Here is an 18,109-nt window from a genome sequence, read left to right on the forward strand (position 1 = left end):
CGGCCCGTGCTCGCCCGAGGGCCCTCGTGTCCGACACGTGATCGAACAGGGCCCGCCACGAGACGACCGCTCAGCCGGGCAGCGCGGCGAGCAGACGGCGATCGCGCGGCGCGGACCCGCGGTCGAGGCGGGCGTCCAGGAGCCGCCGGGCGGCGTCACAACGGCCCGCCGCGACAAGGGCGTACAGCAGGGTCTCCTCGACGACCTCGCGCTGCGCCGCGCTGCCGCCGACCTTGCGCAGCGCCGGCAGGAGCGCGTCGAGTCCGCGCACGGCCTCGGGGAACCGCTCCTCGACGAGGGCGGCGAAGGCCTCGCACAGCGGGACGACGACCTCGCGCTGCACCGGGTCGGCGCCTGCGGCGTGGTCGCGCAGCCGGTGCAGCGCGGCGAGGTCCCCGGCGGCTGCGAGGGCGACCGCCGCGTGCAGTGCGGTGAAGGCGGTCGCGGGCCGCTCCACGATCTCGCGGCCTACCGTGCCGAGGACGTCCTCGGCGGGCACCCGGCCCCGCCAGCTGTCGCTCAGCCGGGCCCGCCACAGCAGGGAACCCGAGTCGACCAGCGCCCGGATCCCGGTCACCCGGCCCGGCGCGAGCTGCGCGTACCAGCGTCTGCGGACGGCCGCGCCGTCGTCGAGGGCCAGTTCGTGCAGCGCGACGTGCCAGGAGAAGTGCGCCCGGTGGACGGCGCCCCGGCCCTGCCCGGACACCCAGGCGTCGAGCCAGTCACGGCCCGTCTCGTGGGCGCCGGACTCGTAGTGGACGTGGGCGAGCGCGTGCACGGCGTGCCCGGAGGCGGGTTCGGTGGCCAGCGCCCGGCGGGCCAGTTCGGCGGCCTCGTCGAAGCGGCCCTGTCCCTGGCGCAGGAAGGCGAGGAGGGAGGCGGGGAACCAGTGCCCGTCGTAGGCGGGCGCCGTCCGCTCGACCAGACGCAGCGCGTATCCGTCGTCGAGGTCGTGCAGGCCGGAGAAGGCGATGGTGGGCACGGCGGTGGACAGCGCGAGCGCGTCGGCGGGGTAGGCGTCGAGGTGTCCGAGCAGGGCGCCGGCGCCGTGGTCCGCGCCGTCGCCGTGGATGCGGCGTGTGACGACGTCGACGAAGGAGCGCTCGCGTTCGTCGGCCCGTTCGCCCGCGGACCGCTGGGCGTCGGCCAGTTCCCGCGGCACGTCGACGGCGGCACCGCACTCGTGGCCGAGCAGGGCGAGCGCCGCGTGCCCGAGCGCGAAGCCCGGGTCGAGGGCGACCGCGCGCTCGAAGGCGTCCTCGGCACCGGCCCTGACCCTGAGGACCCGGTCGAGTCCGGTGCGGTAGGCGGCTGCGGCTTCGGCGTGGGTGGACAGTGCGAGCCCGTGCGCGTCGACGGGCCGCCGGCGGGTGCCGCGGCGCGGCCCGGGGGCGGGGGCGAGGAGCTGCCCGGCCAGTGCGGCCGCCTGGGCGCGGATCTCCGGGACGGCGGTGGTCTCCCACAGCTCCCCGCGACGCGGGGCGCCGAGGGTGAACAGCGGTCGCGCGGCGTCGCCTTCGGCGTCGAGGAGACGGCCGTCGCGGGTCGCCACACCCATGCCGAGCGGGCCGGGGACCGCGGCGCCGGAGTCGAACAGCGAACGCCACAGGGGGTCTTCGGGGCGGGGGCCGGGTCCGGTGCAGTCGACGACCCAGCCGACCCGGATCCGCCGGCCGCCGGAGAGCGCGACCAGCACGTCGTCGTCCCGGACCACGGCGCCGGTGACCGCGCCGGAGTGGACGCGCAGCCGCCGCGCGGTACGGGCGCGGGCCACCGACTCGGCGGTCACGGGTGCCATCCGATGGCGGTGGGTGTTCCACAGCGCGCCCTCGCGTTCCAGGAACGCGGCACGCTCGTCGGGCGTCAGGCTGCGCCACAGCCGGGCGGTGTGCGGCCGCAGGCTGTCGAGGGCGGGACGCCAGTCGCCCCGGGTGCGCACGGCGCGGCCGATGTGGCGGTAGACGGTCCTGCGCAGCGCGGCCAGCGAGGGCGTGTCGAGGTCGTCCGGCGCGGGCATGGCCGCGGCGGGGCTGAGCGCGTGCGGCTGGGGCAGCAGGCCGTTGCGGGACGCGGCGTGCACGGTGCGGCCCGGCCGGTCCAGGCTCAGGGCGAGGTCGACGGCGGTGAGCCCGGTGCCGACGAGCAGGACGTCGGCGGAGTCGGCGAGCGGTCCGTCGAGGGCGCCCGGCGCCCAGGGCGACGCTACGAAGCGTGTGCTGCCGCGCAGTACGGGCGGGACCCGGTCGCCGCGCGCGGGCGCGGGCCCGGTGGCGAGCACGGCGCTGTCGGCCCGCAGCAGGCTCCCGTCGGCGAGGTGCAGGTCGACGGCGTCTCCGGGCGCGCCGGTGCAGGCGTCCGCCCGGGTCCGCAGCCGGCGCACGGCGACCGTGCCGTGGGCGCGGACGATCGCCCCGGCCAGGGTGTCGGCCAGGTAGGCGCCGTAGCGGTAGCGGGTGGCGAAGTCGGTTCCCCGGACGTCGGGTTCGCCGTGGCGGCACAGCCACCGGGTGAAGTGGCCGGGATCGTCGGGGTAGCAGCTCATGCCGCTCGCGGGCACGTTCAGGCGATGCCGCGGGTCGGGGGTCGCGTACGCGGTGCCCCTCCCCGCCTCCGGAGCCGGGTCGACCAGCACGAGGTCGACCGGCGACCGCCGACGGGCGGCCGTCTCGCACAGGTGCACGGCGGTCAGCGCGCCGGCGGCGCCCGCTCCGACGATGGCCACGGTGTGCCGCTTGCGGGCTGGGTTCACGGATACCTCCGGCGGGTTCTGCGGCGGGCTCGGTGTGCGGTTCTCCTTCTCCACCGTCCGGCCGGAAGGGTGTGGGGAGGGCTTCCGGGTCGGGGAACTCAGGGTGCCGGTCGGCTGCTCATACTGTGTTCACCTCCGGGGGTGGCTGGACAACCGGGGTTTCCGGCCGTCTGTTGCCGTGTCTTCACAGGAATCTCAGCCGGCGGCCCTCGGATTCAAAGAATCAACCCAGGTAAGGGGCGCAGGATGCACGCGTCGTGGCGGTGGTCGAAGAACCCTGGGAAGGCGTGGCGCGAGCGTCCCTCGGACATCGCACCGGCCCGGTCGGACGGCGTGGTCGCGGCGCGGGGTCCTGGCCGCGCCCGGTGCCGCCGAACGGGCCGCCGTCGAGCGGGCGATCACGGTCACGGCCGAGCCCGCGGTCGAGGTGGTCGGCCACTGGTTCGGCGACACCGGCCACGGATGCATCGGCCTGTACGACGCCAAGGACGCGGCCGACCGCTCCGTGCCGGGCCACGAGTTCCGCGCGAGTTCGATGCTCGGCGACGTGGTCGCGGTGCGGCACTCGGGCGAGCGGACGGTTGACCCGGCCAACGGCCTGAGCGGCTCGGATCTGTCGTGGACGGAGCGGAAGGCGGGCCGCGCCCTGGGCTGACGGGTCCGGCGAAGTGCCCCCTTCACCTCATGAACTCCCTTGCGCGGAAAGGAGTTTCTCGGCTTTACCTCTTGACGACCGGAGTGACAGAGAGCACATTGGCCGCGCACCTGATCTGAGAGCGCTCTCAAAAAACACTCGCACACCCCACTCCGTACCCGAAGAGGCCCCCCATGAGAGAAACGCCCGGCAGACCTCGCCCCCTCAGGCGCGTCCTCGTCGCCGTGTTCAGCACACTCGGTCTGGCGGCCGCCGCCGCCTCGGCCGCCACCCTCCCCGCGAACGCCTCCGCCCCCACTCCCCCCTCCGGCTGGTCCCAGGTCTTCCTCGACGACTTCAACGGCTCCGCCGGGACCGGCGTCAACACCGCTGCCTGGCAGTACGACACCGGCACCAGCTACCCGGGGGGCGCCGCCAACTGGGGCACCGGCGAGGTCGAGACCATGACCTCCAGCACCAGCAACGTCGCTCTCGACGGCAACGGCAATCTGCTGATCACGCCACGGCGCGACGCCTCCGGCAACTGGACCTCGGGCCGGATCGAGACCAACCGCACCGACTTCCAGCCGCCCGCCGGCGGCAAACTGCGCGTCGAGTCACGGATCCAGATGCCGAACGTGACCGGCGCGGCGGCCAAGGGCTACTGGCCCGCGTTCTGGATGCTGGGCGCGCCGTACCGCGGCAACTACCAGAACTGGCCGGGCGTCGGCGAGCTGGACATCATGGAGAACGTCCAGGGGCTCAACACCGAATGGGCGACGATGCACTGCGGCACCAACCCGGGCGGCCCGTGCAACGAGACGTCCGGGATCGGCGGCAACACCCCGTGCACCGGGACGACCTGCCAGGCGGGGTTCCACACCTACGCGATGGAGTGGGACAAGTCGACCAGCCCCGAGGAGATCAGGTTCTACCTCGACGGCGTCAACTTCCACACGGTGCGGGCGAACCAGGTCGACGCGACGACCTGGGCGAACGCCACCAACCACGGCTACTTCGTGATCCTGAACGTGGCCATGGGCGGCGGCTTCCCGGCGGCCTTCGGCGGCGGACCCGACAGCGGCACGGAGCCCGGCCACCCCATGGTCGTGGACTACGTCCAGGTGCTCCAGTCCAATGGGAGCGGTACCACACCTCCGCCGACCGGCAACCGTGACGCCTACGCGGCCATCCAGGCCGAGTCCTACGACAGCCAGTCGGGCACCATCACCGAGAGCACCACGGACACCGGGGGCGGGCAGAACATCGGCGCGCTGGCGAACGGCGACTGGGCCGTCTACAAGGGCGTCGACTTCGGCTCCTCCGCCGCGCACCAGTTCTACGGCCGGGTGTCGAGCGGCGCGGCCGGCGGGGTCAGCGGTCTGGTCGAGGTGCGCCTCGACAGCCGTACGAGCACACCGATCGGCAGCTTCGCGCTGGCCAACACGGGCGGCTGGCAGTCCTGGAGAACGGTGCCGGCGAACATCGGTGCCGTCACGGGCACCCACGACGTCTATCTGACCTTCACCAGCGGCCAGCCGGCCGACTTCGTGAACGTCAACTGGTTCGACTTCGGTCACTGACGCACGACGGTCGCCCGGTGACCGACGCACACGGGCATGGGCCGACCGACGCACCACGGGCATCCGTCACCGGCGGATGCCCGGCTCCGGGAGGGGCGGGCCGTGCGGCCCGCCCCTCTCAGCGCAGTTCGGCCCGGAAGGCCACCGGCGTCGTCCCGGTGTGCTGATGGAAGAACTTGGAGAAGTTGGCGGAGTCGGGGAAGCCCACGGCGACGCCGATGCGGCCGATGGGCATCTCCGTGTGCGCGAGGAGACGCTTGGCCTCCAGGATCACGCGCTTGTCGATGAACCCCTTGGGTGTCTCCCCGGTGGCGGCGCGCACCGCGCGGACGAGGGTGCGGCGCGAGTAACCGAGGGCGTCGGCGTACGCGCTGACGCTGTGCACGGTGGCGAACCTCTTCTCCACCGCGTCGCGGAAGCGGGTGAAGGTGGTGTCGGTCTGCTCGCGGGCCGCCTCGGCGGCGCTCGCGGCGAGATGGGCGAGACGCAGCAGGAACGCGGTGAGGGAGTGCCGGAGCACCGAGGTGTGCAGGCTGAGCGGCAGGGTGGTCGTGTCGACGTACTCGCGTTCCAGCTGGGCCAGCGCGTGCTCCAGGGCGGCCAACTGTGCGGCGTCGGGGTGCAGCAGCGGCGGCAGGTCGTAGCGGTAGAGGCCGGTGGCCTCGACGGTCGCCCGCGGCAGGAAGCCGGGCTGCATCGTCAGGACGGTGCCGCGGTAGCGGTCCGTCGAGGAGAAGCGGTGCACCTGGCCGGGCCGGATCCACAGGACGTCGCCCGCGGCGACCTCGTACTCGGCGAAGTCGACCATGTGCCGGACGGGGCCCGAGTCGAAGAGCATCACGACGTGGAAGTCGATGCGGTGCACGCGCTCCAGCGGCGCGTCCACGTGCCAGGTGCGCCCCGGCCCCATCGAGCCGATCTGCATCCCGACACCGGAAAGGCTCAGGTCGACCGGGAAGGGGAAGGTCTTGATCCCGTCCCGGGACCCGTCGGCGCCCCCGGCAGCGCCTTGGGTGGTTCTGTCTGGCATGTCCTTCTCGCGACTGCTCGGTGCGGCTCTGTGCGGCCCTGCGTGTCCCACTTTCACCGAAGGCTGACACACGGGCACCTTCCCCAGCAAAAGTCAGACTTTTAGGTTTGAACGCGTCCGAGCAGTTACGACGCTTCAATCGAGGACTTCTTGAAGATGAGCACGCAGCAGAGCACCCCGACACCTGACGGCTCCCCGGACGGTCCGGAGTGGACCGAGCTCGACCGGCGTGCCGTCGACACCGCACGTCTCCTGGCCGCCGACGCCGTCCAGCAGGTCGGGAACGGCCACCCGGGCACCGCCATGGCGCTCGCCCCGGCCGCGTACACGCTCTTTCAAAAGGTGATGCGACACGACCCCGCGGACCCCGAGTGGACCGGCCGTGACCGCTTCGTCCTCTCCCCTGGCCACACCTCGCTGACCCTGTACACCCAGCTCTTCCTCTCGGGCTACGAACTCGAACTGGACGACCTGAAGGCGTTCCGTACGCACGGTTCGAAGACCCCGGGGCACCCCGAGTACGGGCACACCGCCGGCGTGGAGACGACGACCGGACCGCTCGGCCAGGGTGTCGCGAACGCCGTGGGCATGGCGATGGCCGCCCGCTACGAGCGCGGCCTGTTCGACCCCGAGGCCCCCGCGGGCGAGTCCCCCTTCGACCACACCGTCTGGGCGATCGTCTCCGACGGCGACCTGGAGGAGGGCGTCTCCGCCGAGGCCTCCTCCCTCGCGGGCCACCAGAAGCTCGGCAACCTCGTCTTCGTCTACGACGACAACCACATCTCCATCGAGGGCGACACCGCGACCGCGTTCTCCGAGGACGTCCTGAAGCGGTACGAGGCCTACGGCTGGCACGTCCAGCGGATCGAGCCGTCCGCCGACGGCGACGTCGACGTACACGCGCTGTACACCGCGCTCAGGGCGGCGCAGGCCGAGACCGGGCGCCCCTCGATCATCGCGATGCGCACGATCATCGCCTGGCCCGCCCCGAACGCGCAGAACACCGAGGCCTCCCACGGCTCGGCACTCGGCGCCGAGGAGATCGCCGCCACCAAGCGGGTCCTGGGATTCGACCCGGAGCAGACCTTCCAGGTCGAGCCGGAGGTGCTGGCGCACGCCCGCACCGCGCTGGACCGGGGTGCCGAGGCGCACGCCGCCTGGGACAAGCGGATCGCCGAGTGGCGTACGGCCTCCCCGGAGCGCGCGAAGCTGTTCGACCGGATCGTGGCCGGCCAGCTCCCCGAGGGCTGGGAGGCACAGCTTCCCGTCTTCGAGGAGGGCACGTCCGTGGCGACCCGTGCCGCCTCCGGCAAGGTCCTCCAGGCGCTCGGCGCCGTCATCCCCGAGCTGTGGGGCGGCTCCGCCGACCTGGCCGGCTCGAACAACACGACCATCGACAGGACGTCGTCGTTCCTGCCGGCGGACAACCCGCTGCCGGAGGCCGACCCGTACGGCCGTACGGTCCACTTCGGCATCCGCGAGTTCTCCATGGCCGCGGAGATGAACGGCATCGCCCTGCACGGCAACACCCGCGTCTACGGCGGCACCTTCCTGGTCTTCTCCGACTACATGCGCAACGCCGTGCGCATGTCGGCCCTGATGCAGCTCCCGGTGACGTACGTGTGGACGCACGACTCCATCGGCCTCGGCGAGGACGGCCCCACCCACCAGCCGGTCGAACACCTCGCCTCGCTGCGCGCCATCCCGGGCCTGAACATCGTCCGTCCCGCGGACGCCAACGAGACCGCCGTGGCCTGGGCCGAGATCCTCAAGCGGCACTCCACGAACCCGGCGCCGCACGGCCTGGCGCTCACCCGTCAGGGTGTACCGACCTACCCCGTCAACCCGGACGCGGCACGGGGCGGTTACGTGCTCGCCGAGTCCTCCACCGGCACGCCCGACGTCGTCCTCGTCGCCACCGGCTCCGAGGTCGCGCCGGCCGTAGAGGCACGGAAGCTGCTGGAGGCCGAGGGGGTCGGCACCCGTGTCGTGTCGATGCCGTCGGTCGAGTGGTTCGAGGAGCAGCCCGCCGAGTACCGGGAGCAGGTCCTTCCGCCGTCGGTGAAGGCCCGCGTGGCGGTCGAGGCGGGCATCGGTCTGACCTGGTACCGGTACGTCGGTGACGCCGGACGCATCGTCTCGCTGGAGCACTTCGGTGCCTCCGCCGACGCCAGGACCCTGTTCACCGAGTTCGGCTTCACGGCCGAGAACGTCGCCGCCGCCGCGCGGGAATCCCTTGCCGCCCTCCGCGGTTGATCCGTTCGCACGAAGGAAGATGATCACTGTGACCGAAGCGACCGCGACCGCGGTAACCCTCGAGCGCCTCTCCGACGAAGGCGTCTCCATCTGGCTGGACGACCTCTCGCGCAAGCGCATCGCGTCCGGCAACCTCGCCGAACTCATCGCGTCCAGGCACGTGGTGGGCGTCACGACCAACCCGTCCATCTTCCAGGCCGCCATCGGCTCCGGAGAGGGATACGAGGAGCAGCTGGCCGACCTCGCCGAGCGCGGAGTCACGGTCGACGAGGCCGTCCGCATGATGACGACCGCCGACGTGCGCGCCGCGGCCGACATCCTGCGCCCGGTGTACGACGCGACCGGCGGCCGGGACGGCCGGGTCTCGATCGAGGTCGACCCCCGGCTGGCCCACCGCACCGCCGCGACGATCGCCGAGGCCAAGCAGCTCGCCTGGCTGGTCGACCGCCCGAACGTGATGATCAAGATCCCGGCGACGAAGGCGGGCCTCCCCGCCATCACCGAGGTCATCGGCCTCGGCATCAGCGTCAACGTCACGCTGATCTTCTCGCTGGAGCGCTACCGCGAGGTGACGGACGCCTACATCGCCGGCCTGGAGAAGGCCCGCGAGCGGGGTCTGGACCTGTCGGAGATCCACTCCGTCGCGTCCTTCTTCGTCTCCCGCGTCGACAGCGAGATCGACAAGCGGCTGGCGAAGGTCGGCACGGACGAGGCGCTCGCGCTCAAGGGCAGGGCGGCGCTCGCCAACGCGCGGCTCGCCTACGAGGCGTACGAGGAGGTCTTCGGCGGTGCCCGCTGGACCGCGCTCGCCCCGTCCGGCGCCCACAAGCAGCGCCCCCTGTGGGCCTCGACGGGCGTCAAGGACCCCGCGTACAAGGACACGCTGTACGTCGACGAGCTGGTGGCGCCGGGCACGGTCAACACCATGCCGGAGGCGACGCTGGACGCCACCGCCGCCCGCGGCGACATCCGCGGCGACACGGTGACCGGCGGCTACGCCCAGGCCCGGGCCGACCTCGCGGCCGTCGAGCGGCTCGGGATCTCGTACGACGAGGTCGTGGGGCAGCTGGAGGACGAGGGCGTCTCGAAGTTCGAGGCGGCCTGGGAGGACCTGCTCGAAGCGGTGACGGAGTCGCTGCGCGGCAAGGGAGTTGAAGGGGAATGACCAGGAGTCGACAGCGTGCCGAGGACACGACGGCGGCTGCGGCCGCCACGCCGGAGGGATCCGGTGACCAGACCGTGGAACCGGGCGACGTGACGACGGCACAGGGAGACCCGGCCGCCGCGGCCACGGACGACGCGACCCACCGGGACGTCGCCGAGGCGCTCGGTCTCGCGGGCTCCGACTGGGACAACCCGCTGCGCGACCCGCGCGACCGCCGTCTCCCGCGCATCGCGGGACCGTCCGGCCTGGTCATCTTCGGCGTCACCGGCGACCTGTCCCGCAAGAAGCTGATGCCGGCCGTCTACGACCTCGCCAACCGTGGGCTGCTGCCGCCGGGCTTCTCGCTCGTCGGCTTCGCCCGCCGCGAGTGGGCGGACCAGGACTTCGCCCAGGTCGTCCACGACTCGGTGCGCGAACACGCGCGCACCGAGTTCCGCGAGGAGGTCTGGCAGCAGCTCGCCGAGGGCATGCGGTTCATCCCGGGTGACTTCGACGACGACACCGCGTTCAAGCAACTGCGCGCGGCCGTGGACGAGTTGGACGCCTCGCGGGGCACCAGCGGCAACTACGCCTTCTACCTGTCCGTGCCGCCGAAGTTCTTCCCGAAGGTCGTCCAGCAGCTCAAGAAGCACGGGCTCGCGGACGCGCCGGAGGGCTCCTGGCGGCGCGCGGTCATCGAGAAGCCCTTCGGACACGACCTGGTGAGCGCGCGCGAGCTGAACAAGATCGTGCACGAGGTCTTCGACCCGGACCAGGTGTTCCGTATCGACCACTACCTCGGCAAGGAGACCGTCCAGAACATCCTGGCGCTCCGCTTCGCGAACCAGATGTACGAGCCGATCTGGAACCGGTCGTACGTCGACCACGTCCAGATCACGATGGCCGAGGACATCGGCATCGGCGGCCGGGCCGGCTACTACGACGGCATCGGCTCCGCCCGGGACGTCATCCAGAACCATCTGCTCCAGCTGATGGCGCTCACCGCCATGGAGGAGCCCGCCGCCTTCGACGCCGAGTCGCTGCTCACCGAGAAGCTCAAGGTCCTCAGGGCCGTGAAGCTGCCGGAGAACCTGGGCGAGCACACCGTGCGCGGCCAGTACGCGGCGAGCTGGCAGGGCGGCGAGAAGGTGCGCGGCTACCTCCAGGAGGACGGCATCGACTCCGCGTCGACGACCGACACCTATGCGGCCGTCAAGCTGGAGGTCGACAACCGCCGTTGGGCGGGCGTCCCCTTCTACCTGCGCACCGGCAAGCGTCTGGGCCGCCGGGTCACCGAGATCGCGGTCGTCTTCCAGCGCGCCCCGCACTCCCCCTTCGACTCCACCGCCACCGAGGAACTCGGCGCGAACGCGATCGTCATCCGGGTCCAGCCCGACGAGGGCATGACCGTGCGCTTCGGTTCCAAGGTGCCGGGTACGTCGATGGAGATCCGGGACGTCACCATGGACTTCGCGTACGGCGAGTCGTTCACCGAGTCCAGCCCGGAGGCGTACGAACGGCTGATCCTGGATGTCCTGCTCGGCGACGCCAATCTCTTCCCCCGTCACCAGGAGGTGGAAGAGTCCTGGAAGATCCTCGACCCGATCGAGGGGTACTGGGACGAGCACGGCAAGCCCGCGCAGTACCCCTCGGGAAGCTGGGGACCCGAGGAAGCCGACGAGATGCTCGCACGAGACGGACGGAGCTGGCGCAGGCCATGAAGATCGATCTGACCGACACCACGGCAAGCAAGATCAACAAGGCACTCGTGCAGGGACGCCGGGCCATCGGCACCCCCGCCGTGGGCATGGTCCTGACGATGGTCATCGTGACCGACGAAGAGAACGCCTACGACTCGATCAAGGCGGCCGAGGAGGCCTCGCGCGAGCACCCCTCGCGCACCCTGGTCGTCATCAAGCGCGTCGCCCGCACACCGCGCGACCGGACCAACTCCCGGCTGGACGCGGAGGTGCGCGTCGGCTCGGACGCGGGCACCGGGGAGACGGTCGTCCTGCGGACGTACGGCGAGGTGTCCGACCACGCCGACTCCGTGGTCCTGCCGCTGCTGCTGCCCGACGCGCCCGTCGTCGTCTGGTGGCCGGTGGACGCGCCCGAAGTCCCCGCCAAGGACCCGCTCGGCGCGCTCGCCCAGCGCCGGATCACCGACATGTACGCCGTCGAGACCCCGCTCCAGGCCCTGGAGGCCCGCGCCGCCTCGTACGCGCCCGGTGACACCGACCTCGCCTGGACCCGGCTGACGCCGTGGCGGTCCATGCTGGCCGCCGCGCTCGACCAGGCCCGTACCAAGGTGATCTCGGCGGCCGTCGAGAGCGAGGCGGAGAACCCGAGCGCCGAACTGCTGGCCCGCTGGCTGGAGGCGCGCCTCGACGTCCCCGTCGAACGCGTCGTCACCGCCGGGCCCGTGGTCACCGCCGTACGGCTGGGCACCGAGAACGGCGAGATCGTCATCGACCGCCCCGAGGGCCCGCTGGCCACGCTCACCCTGCCGGGACAGCCCTCGCGCACCCTCGCGCTGAAGGTCCGCTCCACCTCCCAGCTGATCGCGGAGGAGCTGCGCCGCCTCGACGCGGACGAGATGTACGCCGTCGCCCTGCGGGGCGAGGGCACCAAGGAGACCTCCCGTCATGTCTGACCACCCCAAGCTCACCCGGCGCCCCGAATGGGTGGCCCTGGAGGACCACCGCGCGGGCGCTCTGCTGCACCCGCGGCTGCGTGAGCTGTTCGCCGCCGACCCGGGTCGCGCGGAACGGTACGTCGTGCAGGTCGGCGATCTGCGCATCGACTACTCCAAGCACCTCATCACCGACGAGACCCTGGCCCTCCTCCAGGAACTCGCCACCGCGACGGACGTGTTCGGGCTGCGGGACGCCATGTTCCGGGGCGAGAAGATCAACGTCACGGAGGGGCGGGCGGTGCTGCACACCGCGCTGCGCGCCCCGCGGGACGCGGTCGTCGAGGTCGACGGTGAGAACGTGGTACCGGCCGTGCACGCGGTCCTGGACAAGATGGCCCACTTCGCCGACCGGGTCCGTTCGGGCGAATGGACCGGTCACACCGGCAAGCGCATCAAGAACGTGGTGAACATCGGCATCGGCGGCTCCGACCTGGGCCCCGCGATGGCCTACGAGGCGCTGCGCTCGTTCACCGACCGCGACCTCACCGTCCGTTTCGTGTCCAACGTCGACGGCGCCGACCTGCACGAGGCCACCCGCGACCTCGACCCGGCCGAGACGCTGTTCATCGTCGCCTCCAAGACCTTCACCACCATCGAGACCATCACCAACGCCACCTCGGCACGCTCGTGGCTGCTCGACGGACTCGGCGGCGACGAGAAGGCCGTCGCGAAGCACTTCGTGGCGTTGTCGACGAATGCGGGGAAGGTGTCGGAGTTCGGTATCGACACCGCCAACATGTTCGAGTTCTGGGACTGGGTCGGCGGACGGTACTCCTTCGACTCGGCGATCGGCCTGTCGCTGATGATCGCGATCGGCCCGGACCGGTTCCGCGAGATGCTCGACGGCTTCCACCTGGTCGACGAGCACTTCCGCACCGCTCCCGCCGAGGCCAACGCACCGCTGCTGCTGGGCCTGCTGGGCATCTGGTACGGCAACTTCCACGACGCCCAGTCGCACGCCGTGCTGCCGTACAGCCATTACCTGTCCAAGTTCACCGCGTATCTGCAGCAGCTGGACATGGAGTCCAACGGCAAGTCCGTGGACCGCGACGGCGATCCGGTGGAGTGGCAGACCGGCCCGGTCGTCTGGGGCACCCCCGGCACCAACGGCCAGCACGCCTACTACCAGCTCATCCACCAGGGCACCAAACTCATCCCCGCCGACTTCATCGGCTTCGCCGACCCCGTCGGCGAACTGGACGACGAACTCGCCGCCCAGCACGACCTGCTGATGGCGAACTTCTTCGCGCAGACCCAGGCGCTCGCCTTCGGCAAGACCCCCGACGAGGTCCGCGCCGAGGGCGTGCCCGAGGAACTGGTCCCGCACAAGACGTTCCGCGGCAACCACCCCACCACCACCATCCTCGCGCGCGAACTCACCCCCTCCGTCCTGGGCCAGCTGATCGCCCTCTACGAACACAAGGTGTTCGTCCAGGGCGCCGTCTGGAACATCGACTCCTTCGACCAGTGGGGCGTCGAACTCGGCAAGGTCCTCGCCAAGAAGATCGAACCCGCCCTGACCGAAGGCACCGACGTCCCCGGTCTCGACCCCTCCACCGCCGCCCTCGTGGCCGCGTACCGCACTCTCCGGAAGAAGTGAACTGACATGCAGCTCGGACTCATCGGCCTCGGCAAGATGGGCGGCAACATGCGCGAGCGGATACGCCGCGCGGGCCACACGGTCGTCGGATACGACCGCAACCCCGACCTGGCCGACGTGAGCAGCCTCGCGGAACTCGTCGGCAAGCTCGAAGGCCCGCGCGTGGTCTGGGTGATGGTGCCCGCCGGTGCGCCCACCCAGTCCGTCGTCGACGAACTCGGTGATCTCCTGGAGCCCGGCGACACCGTCGTCGACGGCGGCAACTCCCGCTGGACGGACGACGAGAAGCACGCCGAGCAGCTGGCCGCCAAGGGCATCGGCTTCGTCGACGCGGGTGTCTCCGGCGGTGTGTGGGGCCTGCAGAACGGCTACGCGCTGATGGTGGGCGGCGACGCCGAGCACATCGCGAAGGTGCAGCCGGTCTTCGACGCGCTCAAGCCCGAGGGCGACTTCGGCTTCGTGCACGCCGGCAAGGTCGGTGCGGGGCACTTCTCGAAGATGGTCCACAACGGCATCGAGTACGCCATGATGCAGGCCTACGCCGAGGGCTGGGAGCTGCTGGAGAAGGTCGACTCCGTCACGGACGTGCGCGAGGTCTTCCGCTCCTGGCAGGAGGGCACCGTCATCCGCTCCTGGCTGCTCGACCTCGCCGTCAACGCCCTGGACGACGACGAGCACCTGGACAAGCTGCGCGGCCACGCGGAGGACTCGGGCGAGGGCCGTTGGACGGTCGAGGCGGCCATCGACAACGCGGTGCCGCTGCCGGCGATCACCGCGTCGCTGTTCGCGCGCTTCGCGTCGCGGCAGGACGACTCCCCGCAGATGAAGATGATCGCGGCGCTGCGCAACCAGTTCGGCGGCCACGCCGTCGAGTCGGCGAAGTAGGACCGCCATGGGCGACCTCATACTGGTCCGCCATGGGGAGACCGAGTGGAGTCTGACGGGCCGGCACACCAGCTGGACCGATCTTCCGCTCACCCCGCACGGCGAGGAACAGGCCAAGTCCCTGGCACCGTTCTTCGCCGGGCGGTCCTTCGCCCATGTGCTGACCAGCCCCCTCGGCCGTGCCGTGCGCACGGCCGAACTCGCGGGCCTGACCGGGGCGGTGACCGACCCGGACCTGCACGAGTGGGACTACGGCGGCTACGAGGGCGTCACCACCCGTGAGATCCATGGGAGCCGGCCGGACTGGGTGCTGTGGACCGATGGGGTGACGCCGGGGCCGGACGGGCATCTTGGCGAGTCGCCGCGGGAGATCGCGGAGCGCGCCGACCGTGTGCTCACCCGGGTGGACGCGGCGCTCGCCGAGGGTCCGGGTGACGTGGTGCTGGTCGCGCACGCCCACTTCCTGCGGGTGCTGACGGCCCGTCGGCTGGGCCTGCCGGCGGAGTCCGGGCGGCTCTTCCAGCTCGCGACCGCGACCGTGAGCCGGCTCTCCACGGAGCACGGCACCCCGGTGATCGCCACCTGGAACCAGCCGGGGGCCTCGCCCGCCGCGCACTAGGTCCCGGACCGCCGTGGCTCCGACGGGGGCCGGCCCGCCCATCAGGGTGGGCCGGCCCCCGTCCGTGTGCCCGGTCCGTCCCGCGGTCCCCGGCCGGTCACGCCCGGCGCGACGGCCGCTCACGCCACCGCACGAACTCCCTCTCCGGGTCGCCGGTGCAGGACCACGGCGTACGGCTGGCGCGGCGCCCGATCAGCCCGAACAGCGCCTCCGCGATGTCCGCCTCACCGGCGTAACAGGCGGCATGCGTCAGATGGTTGAGGTCACGGACCTCCTCCGGGGCGACCGGTCCGTCCGGGCGTGCCGTGATCCAGCGCTCCCAGGTGCGGCGTACGTCGTTCACGGCGGCGTCGTGGTTCCAGTGCTGGCCGAGCCCCACGACGGCGTCGCGCTGCCCCTTCGCCCCGTCGAGGACGTAGCGGTACTCCTCGACGCGGGCGAACTGCACCAGGACGGGCAGGGCGCAGCCGGGCGGCGCCACACCGGCCGCGTCCCGCGCGAAGTCGTACATCAGGCCGTGGGTGCCGTGCCAGCGCGAGGAGTAGTAGTGGAGGATCTGCAGATGGCCCTCCATGCTGTACGGGTCGCGGGTGTGCAACTCGTCCCACCAGCGGCCCAGTTCACGGCGGCGCACACCGGCCGGGTAGAGGCGGGCGACCGAGATGAGGGAGATCCAGGGCGTGGGGTCGTCCGGGTACGCCTCGGCGGCCTGGAGGCAGGCGAGCACGGCCCGGTCGATGCGCTGCTGGTCGATGGGCACGCCGCGGCCCGCCGCGATGGCCACGTTGAAGGCCCTGGCCACGTCGGTCGCGGCCCGCAGCACCAGCGCGTCGGCGCTGCGTGGTTCCGCGGCAAGCCAGGACTCGACGGTCGAGTTGCCCGCGCAGGCCGGTGCGAGCAGCCGGACGCGGTGGCCGCGCACGGCCCAGTCGGGGCCGGTGGCCCGCAGGAGTTCCCGCAGTCCCTGCCACCGGCCGATCACGATGTCCTGGCGGGCGGAGGTGAGCGGGGCGTCCCCGGAATCGGGGTCGAAGTCGGGGGTGAAGCGGTCTCCCGCCATCGGGTCCCTCTCAGAAGTCGGTGGGGAGACCCTCGTGGACACGGGACCGTTCGTCCGCCGTGCCGGCGTAGCCGTCGGGGACGTACTCGGTCTCGACGACCTGGGTGGCGTCCAGCCTGGCGGGCCGGTAGTAGTCGCTGCCCTGCTTCCAGTACCAGAGCATGGGGACGAGTCCGACGGCGATGCCGCCGATGCCGATCGTGACGGACGCGCCGCTCAGCTCGCCGAGCGACTCGACGAAGATCCAGAACATGAAGAGGGCGCCGAGGAACGGCCACAGTCCGCCGAAGAGGAAGTTGGCCGGGGACTTCAGCAGCATCTTGCGGTAGGCGACGACGACCGCGATGCCGGCGAGTCCGTAGTAGACGGCGATCTGGAGGCCGATGGCGGCGATCGCGTCCGCGAGGATGTCGCCGACCGAGCCGAGGGCGTTGGAGGTCACGAACATCAGCAGGGCGACCGCGCCGACCACGACGATCGCGACCCACGGCGTGTTCCATGTGCGGTGGACGCGGCCCAGCGCGGTCGGCATGGTGCGGTCGCGGCCCATCGCGAACAGCGAGCGGGTGACCTGGATGAGCGTGGTCTCCAGGGTGGCGATGGTGGACAGCATGACGGCGACGATCAGGAGTTTCCCGCCCCAGCCGGGCCAGATCTCCTCACCGAGGGCTCCCAGTACGTTGGCGTCGTTCTCCTGGATCTGCCGGTCGGTGAGGATGACGTTCACCGCGATGGTGAACACCTCGAAGAGCAGGAAGACGACGCCGACGCCGATGAGACCGGCGAGCCCCGTCGTGCGGCGGCTGTCCCTGGTCTCCTCGCTGAGGTTGCTGGTGACGTCCCAGCCCCAGTAGTAGAAGGCGGCGATGAGCGCGCCGGAGGCGAAGCCGCCCAGCCCGTCGAAGTGGCCGAAGCCCAGCCAGGACCAGTCGAAGGAGCGGGCGGTGCCGCCGTGCAGCACCGCGCCGACGGCGAAGACGGCCAGGATCGCGAGCTCCACGCCGGACATGATCAGCTGGGCGCGGACGGTGAGGCGCGCGCCGCCGAGCACGACGAGCAGCATGATCAGGAACCATCCCGCGCCGACGGCGGTGGCCAGCGCCGTGTTGTCGGCGAGCCCCTCGTCGAACAGGGACAGGGTCATCGCGCCCGCGGGCAGCGAGCCCGCGACCATGAAGATGGTCGCCGAGATCACCAGGGCCCAGCCGCTGATGAAGCCGAGGAAGGGGTGGAGGGTGCGGCCGACCCAGGAGTAGCTGGCGCCCGCGTTGACGTCGATCCGGCCGAGATAGCTGAAGGCGAGCGCGATGCCCAGCATGGGTATCGCGCAGTACAGCAGCGCCGCGGGACTGGCCAGGCCGACCGCCCCGACGAGGACGGCGGTGGTGGCGGCCAGGGAGTACGCGGGGGCGCTGCCCGCCACCGCCATGACGACCGTGTCGAACGTGCCGAGGGCGTTGGCCTGGAGCCCTCTGCCCCTGTTGTTGCTCATGCTCGCGCTGCTTTCCGTCCTGCACGGCGCGCAGGCACGCCCGACAACGCCGTGTGAGAAGTGGGGGGTGTGAAGGTCGATGCCGTACAACCGCCGTCATCGGGCAGAGGGTCGCTCCGCGGGTGGTGTGATGATAGCGGTGGTCGTTCCGCTTTCCAGGTCAACTGGCCGGTAATTTAAGGGCGTCGGCGCCCTGACCTCGCGCCGCCCGGCGCCTTCGGCTCCCTCGTGCCCGGCGCGCGCGCTTTCGGATCACCCCTCGGACCACGAGACGATCCCGCACGGCACGCGAGGGAGGCCTCCGGGGCACACCCTCCCGCACGGGGCTCCTCACCGGCACTTCCCTCCGGATTCATTGACAT

Annotated in this window: 13 protein-coding genes; 9 read left to right on the plus strand and 4 right to left on the minus strand. The window is 71.6% G+C overall.

Translation table 11 applies throughout. The features are described from left to right. Window positions 1–70: 70 nt before the first annotated feature. Window positions 71–2,749, minus strand: coding sequence for an FAD/NAD(P)-binding protein (locus ACZ4IF_RS08125; protein WP_467560653.1), 2,679 nt, complete (start codon window positions 2,747–2,749; stop codon window positions 71–73). A 427-nt stretch (window positions 2,750–3,176) separates the two neighbouring features. Here ACZ4IF_RS08125 and ACZ4IF_RS08130 point away from each other — a divergent pair, with 427 nt between their 5' ends. Together ACZ4IF_RS08130 and ACZ4IF_RS08135 are read left to right on the plus strand one after the other, a co-directional pair. Then, window positions 3,177–3,404, plus strand: coding sequence for a hypothetical protein (locus ACZ4IF_RS08130; protein ID WP_467560655.1), 228 nt, complete (start codon window positions 3,177–3,179; stop codon window positions 3,402–3,404). A gap of 173 nt (window positions 3,405–3,577) precedes the next feature. Next, window positions 3,578–4,966, plus strand: a complete 1,389-nt coding sequence (locus ACZ4IF_RS08135; protein ID WP_467560657.1) for a glycoside hydrolase family 16 protein — start codon at window positions 3,578–3,580, stop codon at window positions 4,964–4,966. A gap of 118 nt (window positions 4,967–5,084) precedes the next feature. Here the strand turns inward: ACZ4IF_RS08135 and ACZ4IF_RS08140 are convergent, their stop codons facing one another. Beyond that, a complete protein-coding gene (locus tag ACZ4IF_RS08140; RefSeq protein WP_467560658.1) occupies window positions 5,085–5,996 on the minus strand; it encodes a helix-turn-helix domain-containing protein in 912 nt (303 codons plus the stop codon). Between the two features lie 156 nt (window positions 5,997–6,152). Between ACZ4IF_RS08140 and tkt the strand changes: the two genes are divergently transcribed. The 7 genes from tkt to ACZ4IF_RS08175 are packed head-to-tail and all read left to right on the plus strand — an operon-like array spanning window position 6,153 to window position 15,195. Beyond that, window positions 6,153–8,252, plus strand: a complete 2,100-nt coding sequence (tkt, locus tag ACZ4IF_RS08145; protein ID WP_467560660.1) for a transketolase — start codon at window positions 6,153–6,155, stop codon at window positions 8,250–8,252. A 19-nt stretch (window positions 8,253–8,271) separates the two neighbouring features. Further along, a complete protein-coding gene (gene tal / locus ACZ4IF_RS08150; protein WP_467560662.1) occupies window positions 8,272–9,417 on the plus strand; it encodes a transaldolase in 1,146 nt (381 codons plus the stop codon). After that, window positions 9,414–11,117: a glucose-6-phosphate dehydrogenase gene (gene zwf / locus ACZ4IF_RS08155; protein ID WP_467560664.1), complete on the plus strand. Its 1,704-nt coding sequence runs from the start codon at window positions 9,414–9,416 to the stop codon at window positions 11,115–11,117. Before tal ends, zwf begins: the two co-directional genes overlap by 4 nt. Next, window positions 11,114–12,049, plus strand: a complete 936-nt coding sequence (gene opcA / locus ACZ4IF_RS08160) for a glucose-6-phosphate dehydrogenase assembly protein OpcA (RefSeq protein ID WP_359488314.1) — start codon at window positions 11,114–11,116, stop codon at window positions 12,047–12,049. The genes zwf and opcA overlap by 4 nt, the downstream gene beginning before the upstream one ends. Continuing rightward, a complete protein-coding gene (gene pgi / locus ACZ4IF_RS08165; protein WP_467560666.1) occupies window positions 12,042–13,691 on the plus strand; it encodes a glucose-6-phosphate isomerase in 1,650 nt (549 codons plus the stop codon). Before opcA ends, pgi begins: the two co-directional genes overlap by 8 nt. Window positions 13,692–13,697: 6 nt before the next feature. Further along, window positions 13,698–14,576 (plus strand): phosphogluconate dehydrogenase (NAD(+)-dependent, decarboxylating), encoded by an 879-nt coding sequence (gnd, locus tag ACZ4IF_RS08170; protein WP_467560668.1) that lies wholly within the window; start codon window positions 13,698–13,700, stop codon window positions 14,574–14,576. Window positions 14,577–14,583: 7 nt separating this feature from the next. Continuing rightward, window positions 14,584–15,195, plus strand: coding sequence for a histidine phosphatase family protein (locus ACZ4IF_RS08175; RefSeq protein ID WP_467560670.1), 612 nt, complete (start codon window positions 14,584–14,586; stop codon window positions 15,193–15,195). 97 nt (window positions 15,196–15,292) lie between these two features. Here ACZ4IF_RS08175 and ACZ4IF_RS08180 read toward each other — a convergent pair whose 3' ends face one another. Together ACZ4IF_RS08180 and ACZ4IF_RS08185 are read right to left on the minus strand one after the other, a co-directional pair. After that, complete coding sequence (locus ACZ4IF_RS08180; RefSeq protein WP_467560672.1) at window positions 15,293–16,255, minus strand: hypothetical protein; 963 nt, start codon at window positions 16,253–16,255, stop codon at window positions 15,293–15,295. Between the two features lie 10 nt (window positions 16,256–16,265). Beyond that, window positions 16,266–17,747, minus strand: coding sequence for an APC family permease (locus ACZ4IF_RS08185; protein ID WP_467560674.1), 1,482 nt, complete (start codon window positions 17,745–17,747; stop codon window positions 16,266–16,268). Between the last annotated feature and the right edge of the window lie 362 nt (window positions 17,748–18,109).

It is taken from the genome of Streptomyces sp. NPDC025784 (assembly GCF_055558435.1).

What these genes read in the sequence shown, in the direction of transcription:
- ACZ4IF_RS08180 (WP_467560672.1), bottom strand. Translation starts at nt 16,255, where the DNA reads ATGGCGGGAGACCGCTTCACCCCCGACTTCGACCCCGATTCCGGGGAC.
- gnd (WP_467560668.1), top strand. Translation starts at nt 13,698, where the DNA reads ATGCAGCTCGGACTCATCGGCCTCGGCAAGATGGGCGGCAACATGCGC.
- pgi (WP_467560666.1), top strand. Translation starts at nt 12,042, where the DNA reads ATGTCTGACCACCCCAAGCTCACCCGGCGCCCCGAATGGGTGGCCCTG.
- tkt (WP_467560660.1), top strand. Translation starts at nt 6,153, where the DNA reads ATGAGCACGCAGCAGAGCACCCCGACACCTGACGGCTCCCCGGACGGT.
- tal (WP_467560662.1), top strand. Translation starts at nt 8,272, where the DNA reads ATGATCACTGTGACCGAAGCGACCGCGACCGCGGTAACCCTCGAGCGC.
- ACZ4IF_RS08185 (WP_467560674.1), bottom strand. Translation starts at nt 17,747, where the DNA reads ATGAGCAACAACAGGGGCAGAGGGCTCCAGGCCAACGCCCTCGGCACG.
- ACZ4IF_RS08135 (WP_467560657.1), top strand. Translation starts at nt 3,578, where the DNA reads ATGAGAGAAACGCCCGGCAGACCTCGCCCCCTCAGGCGCGTCCTCGTC.
- opcA (WP_359488314.1), top strand. Translation starts at nt 11,114, where the DNA reads ATGAAGATCGATCTGACCGACACCACGGCAAGCAAGATCAACAAGGCA.
- ACZ4IF_RS08175 (WP_467560670.1), top strand. Translation starts at nt 14,584, where the DNA reads ATGGGCGACCTCATACTGGTCCGCCATGGGGAGACCGAGTGGAGTCTG.
- ACZ4IF_RS08140 (WP_467560658.1), bottom strand. Translation starts at nt 5,996, where the DNA reads ATGCCAGACAGAACCACCCAAGGCGCTGCCGGGGGCGCCGACGGGTCC.
- zwf (WP_467560664.1), top strand. Translation starts at nt 9,414, where the DNA reads ATGACCAGGAGTCGACAGCGTGCCGAGGACACGACGGCGGCTGCGGCC.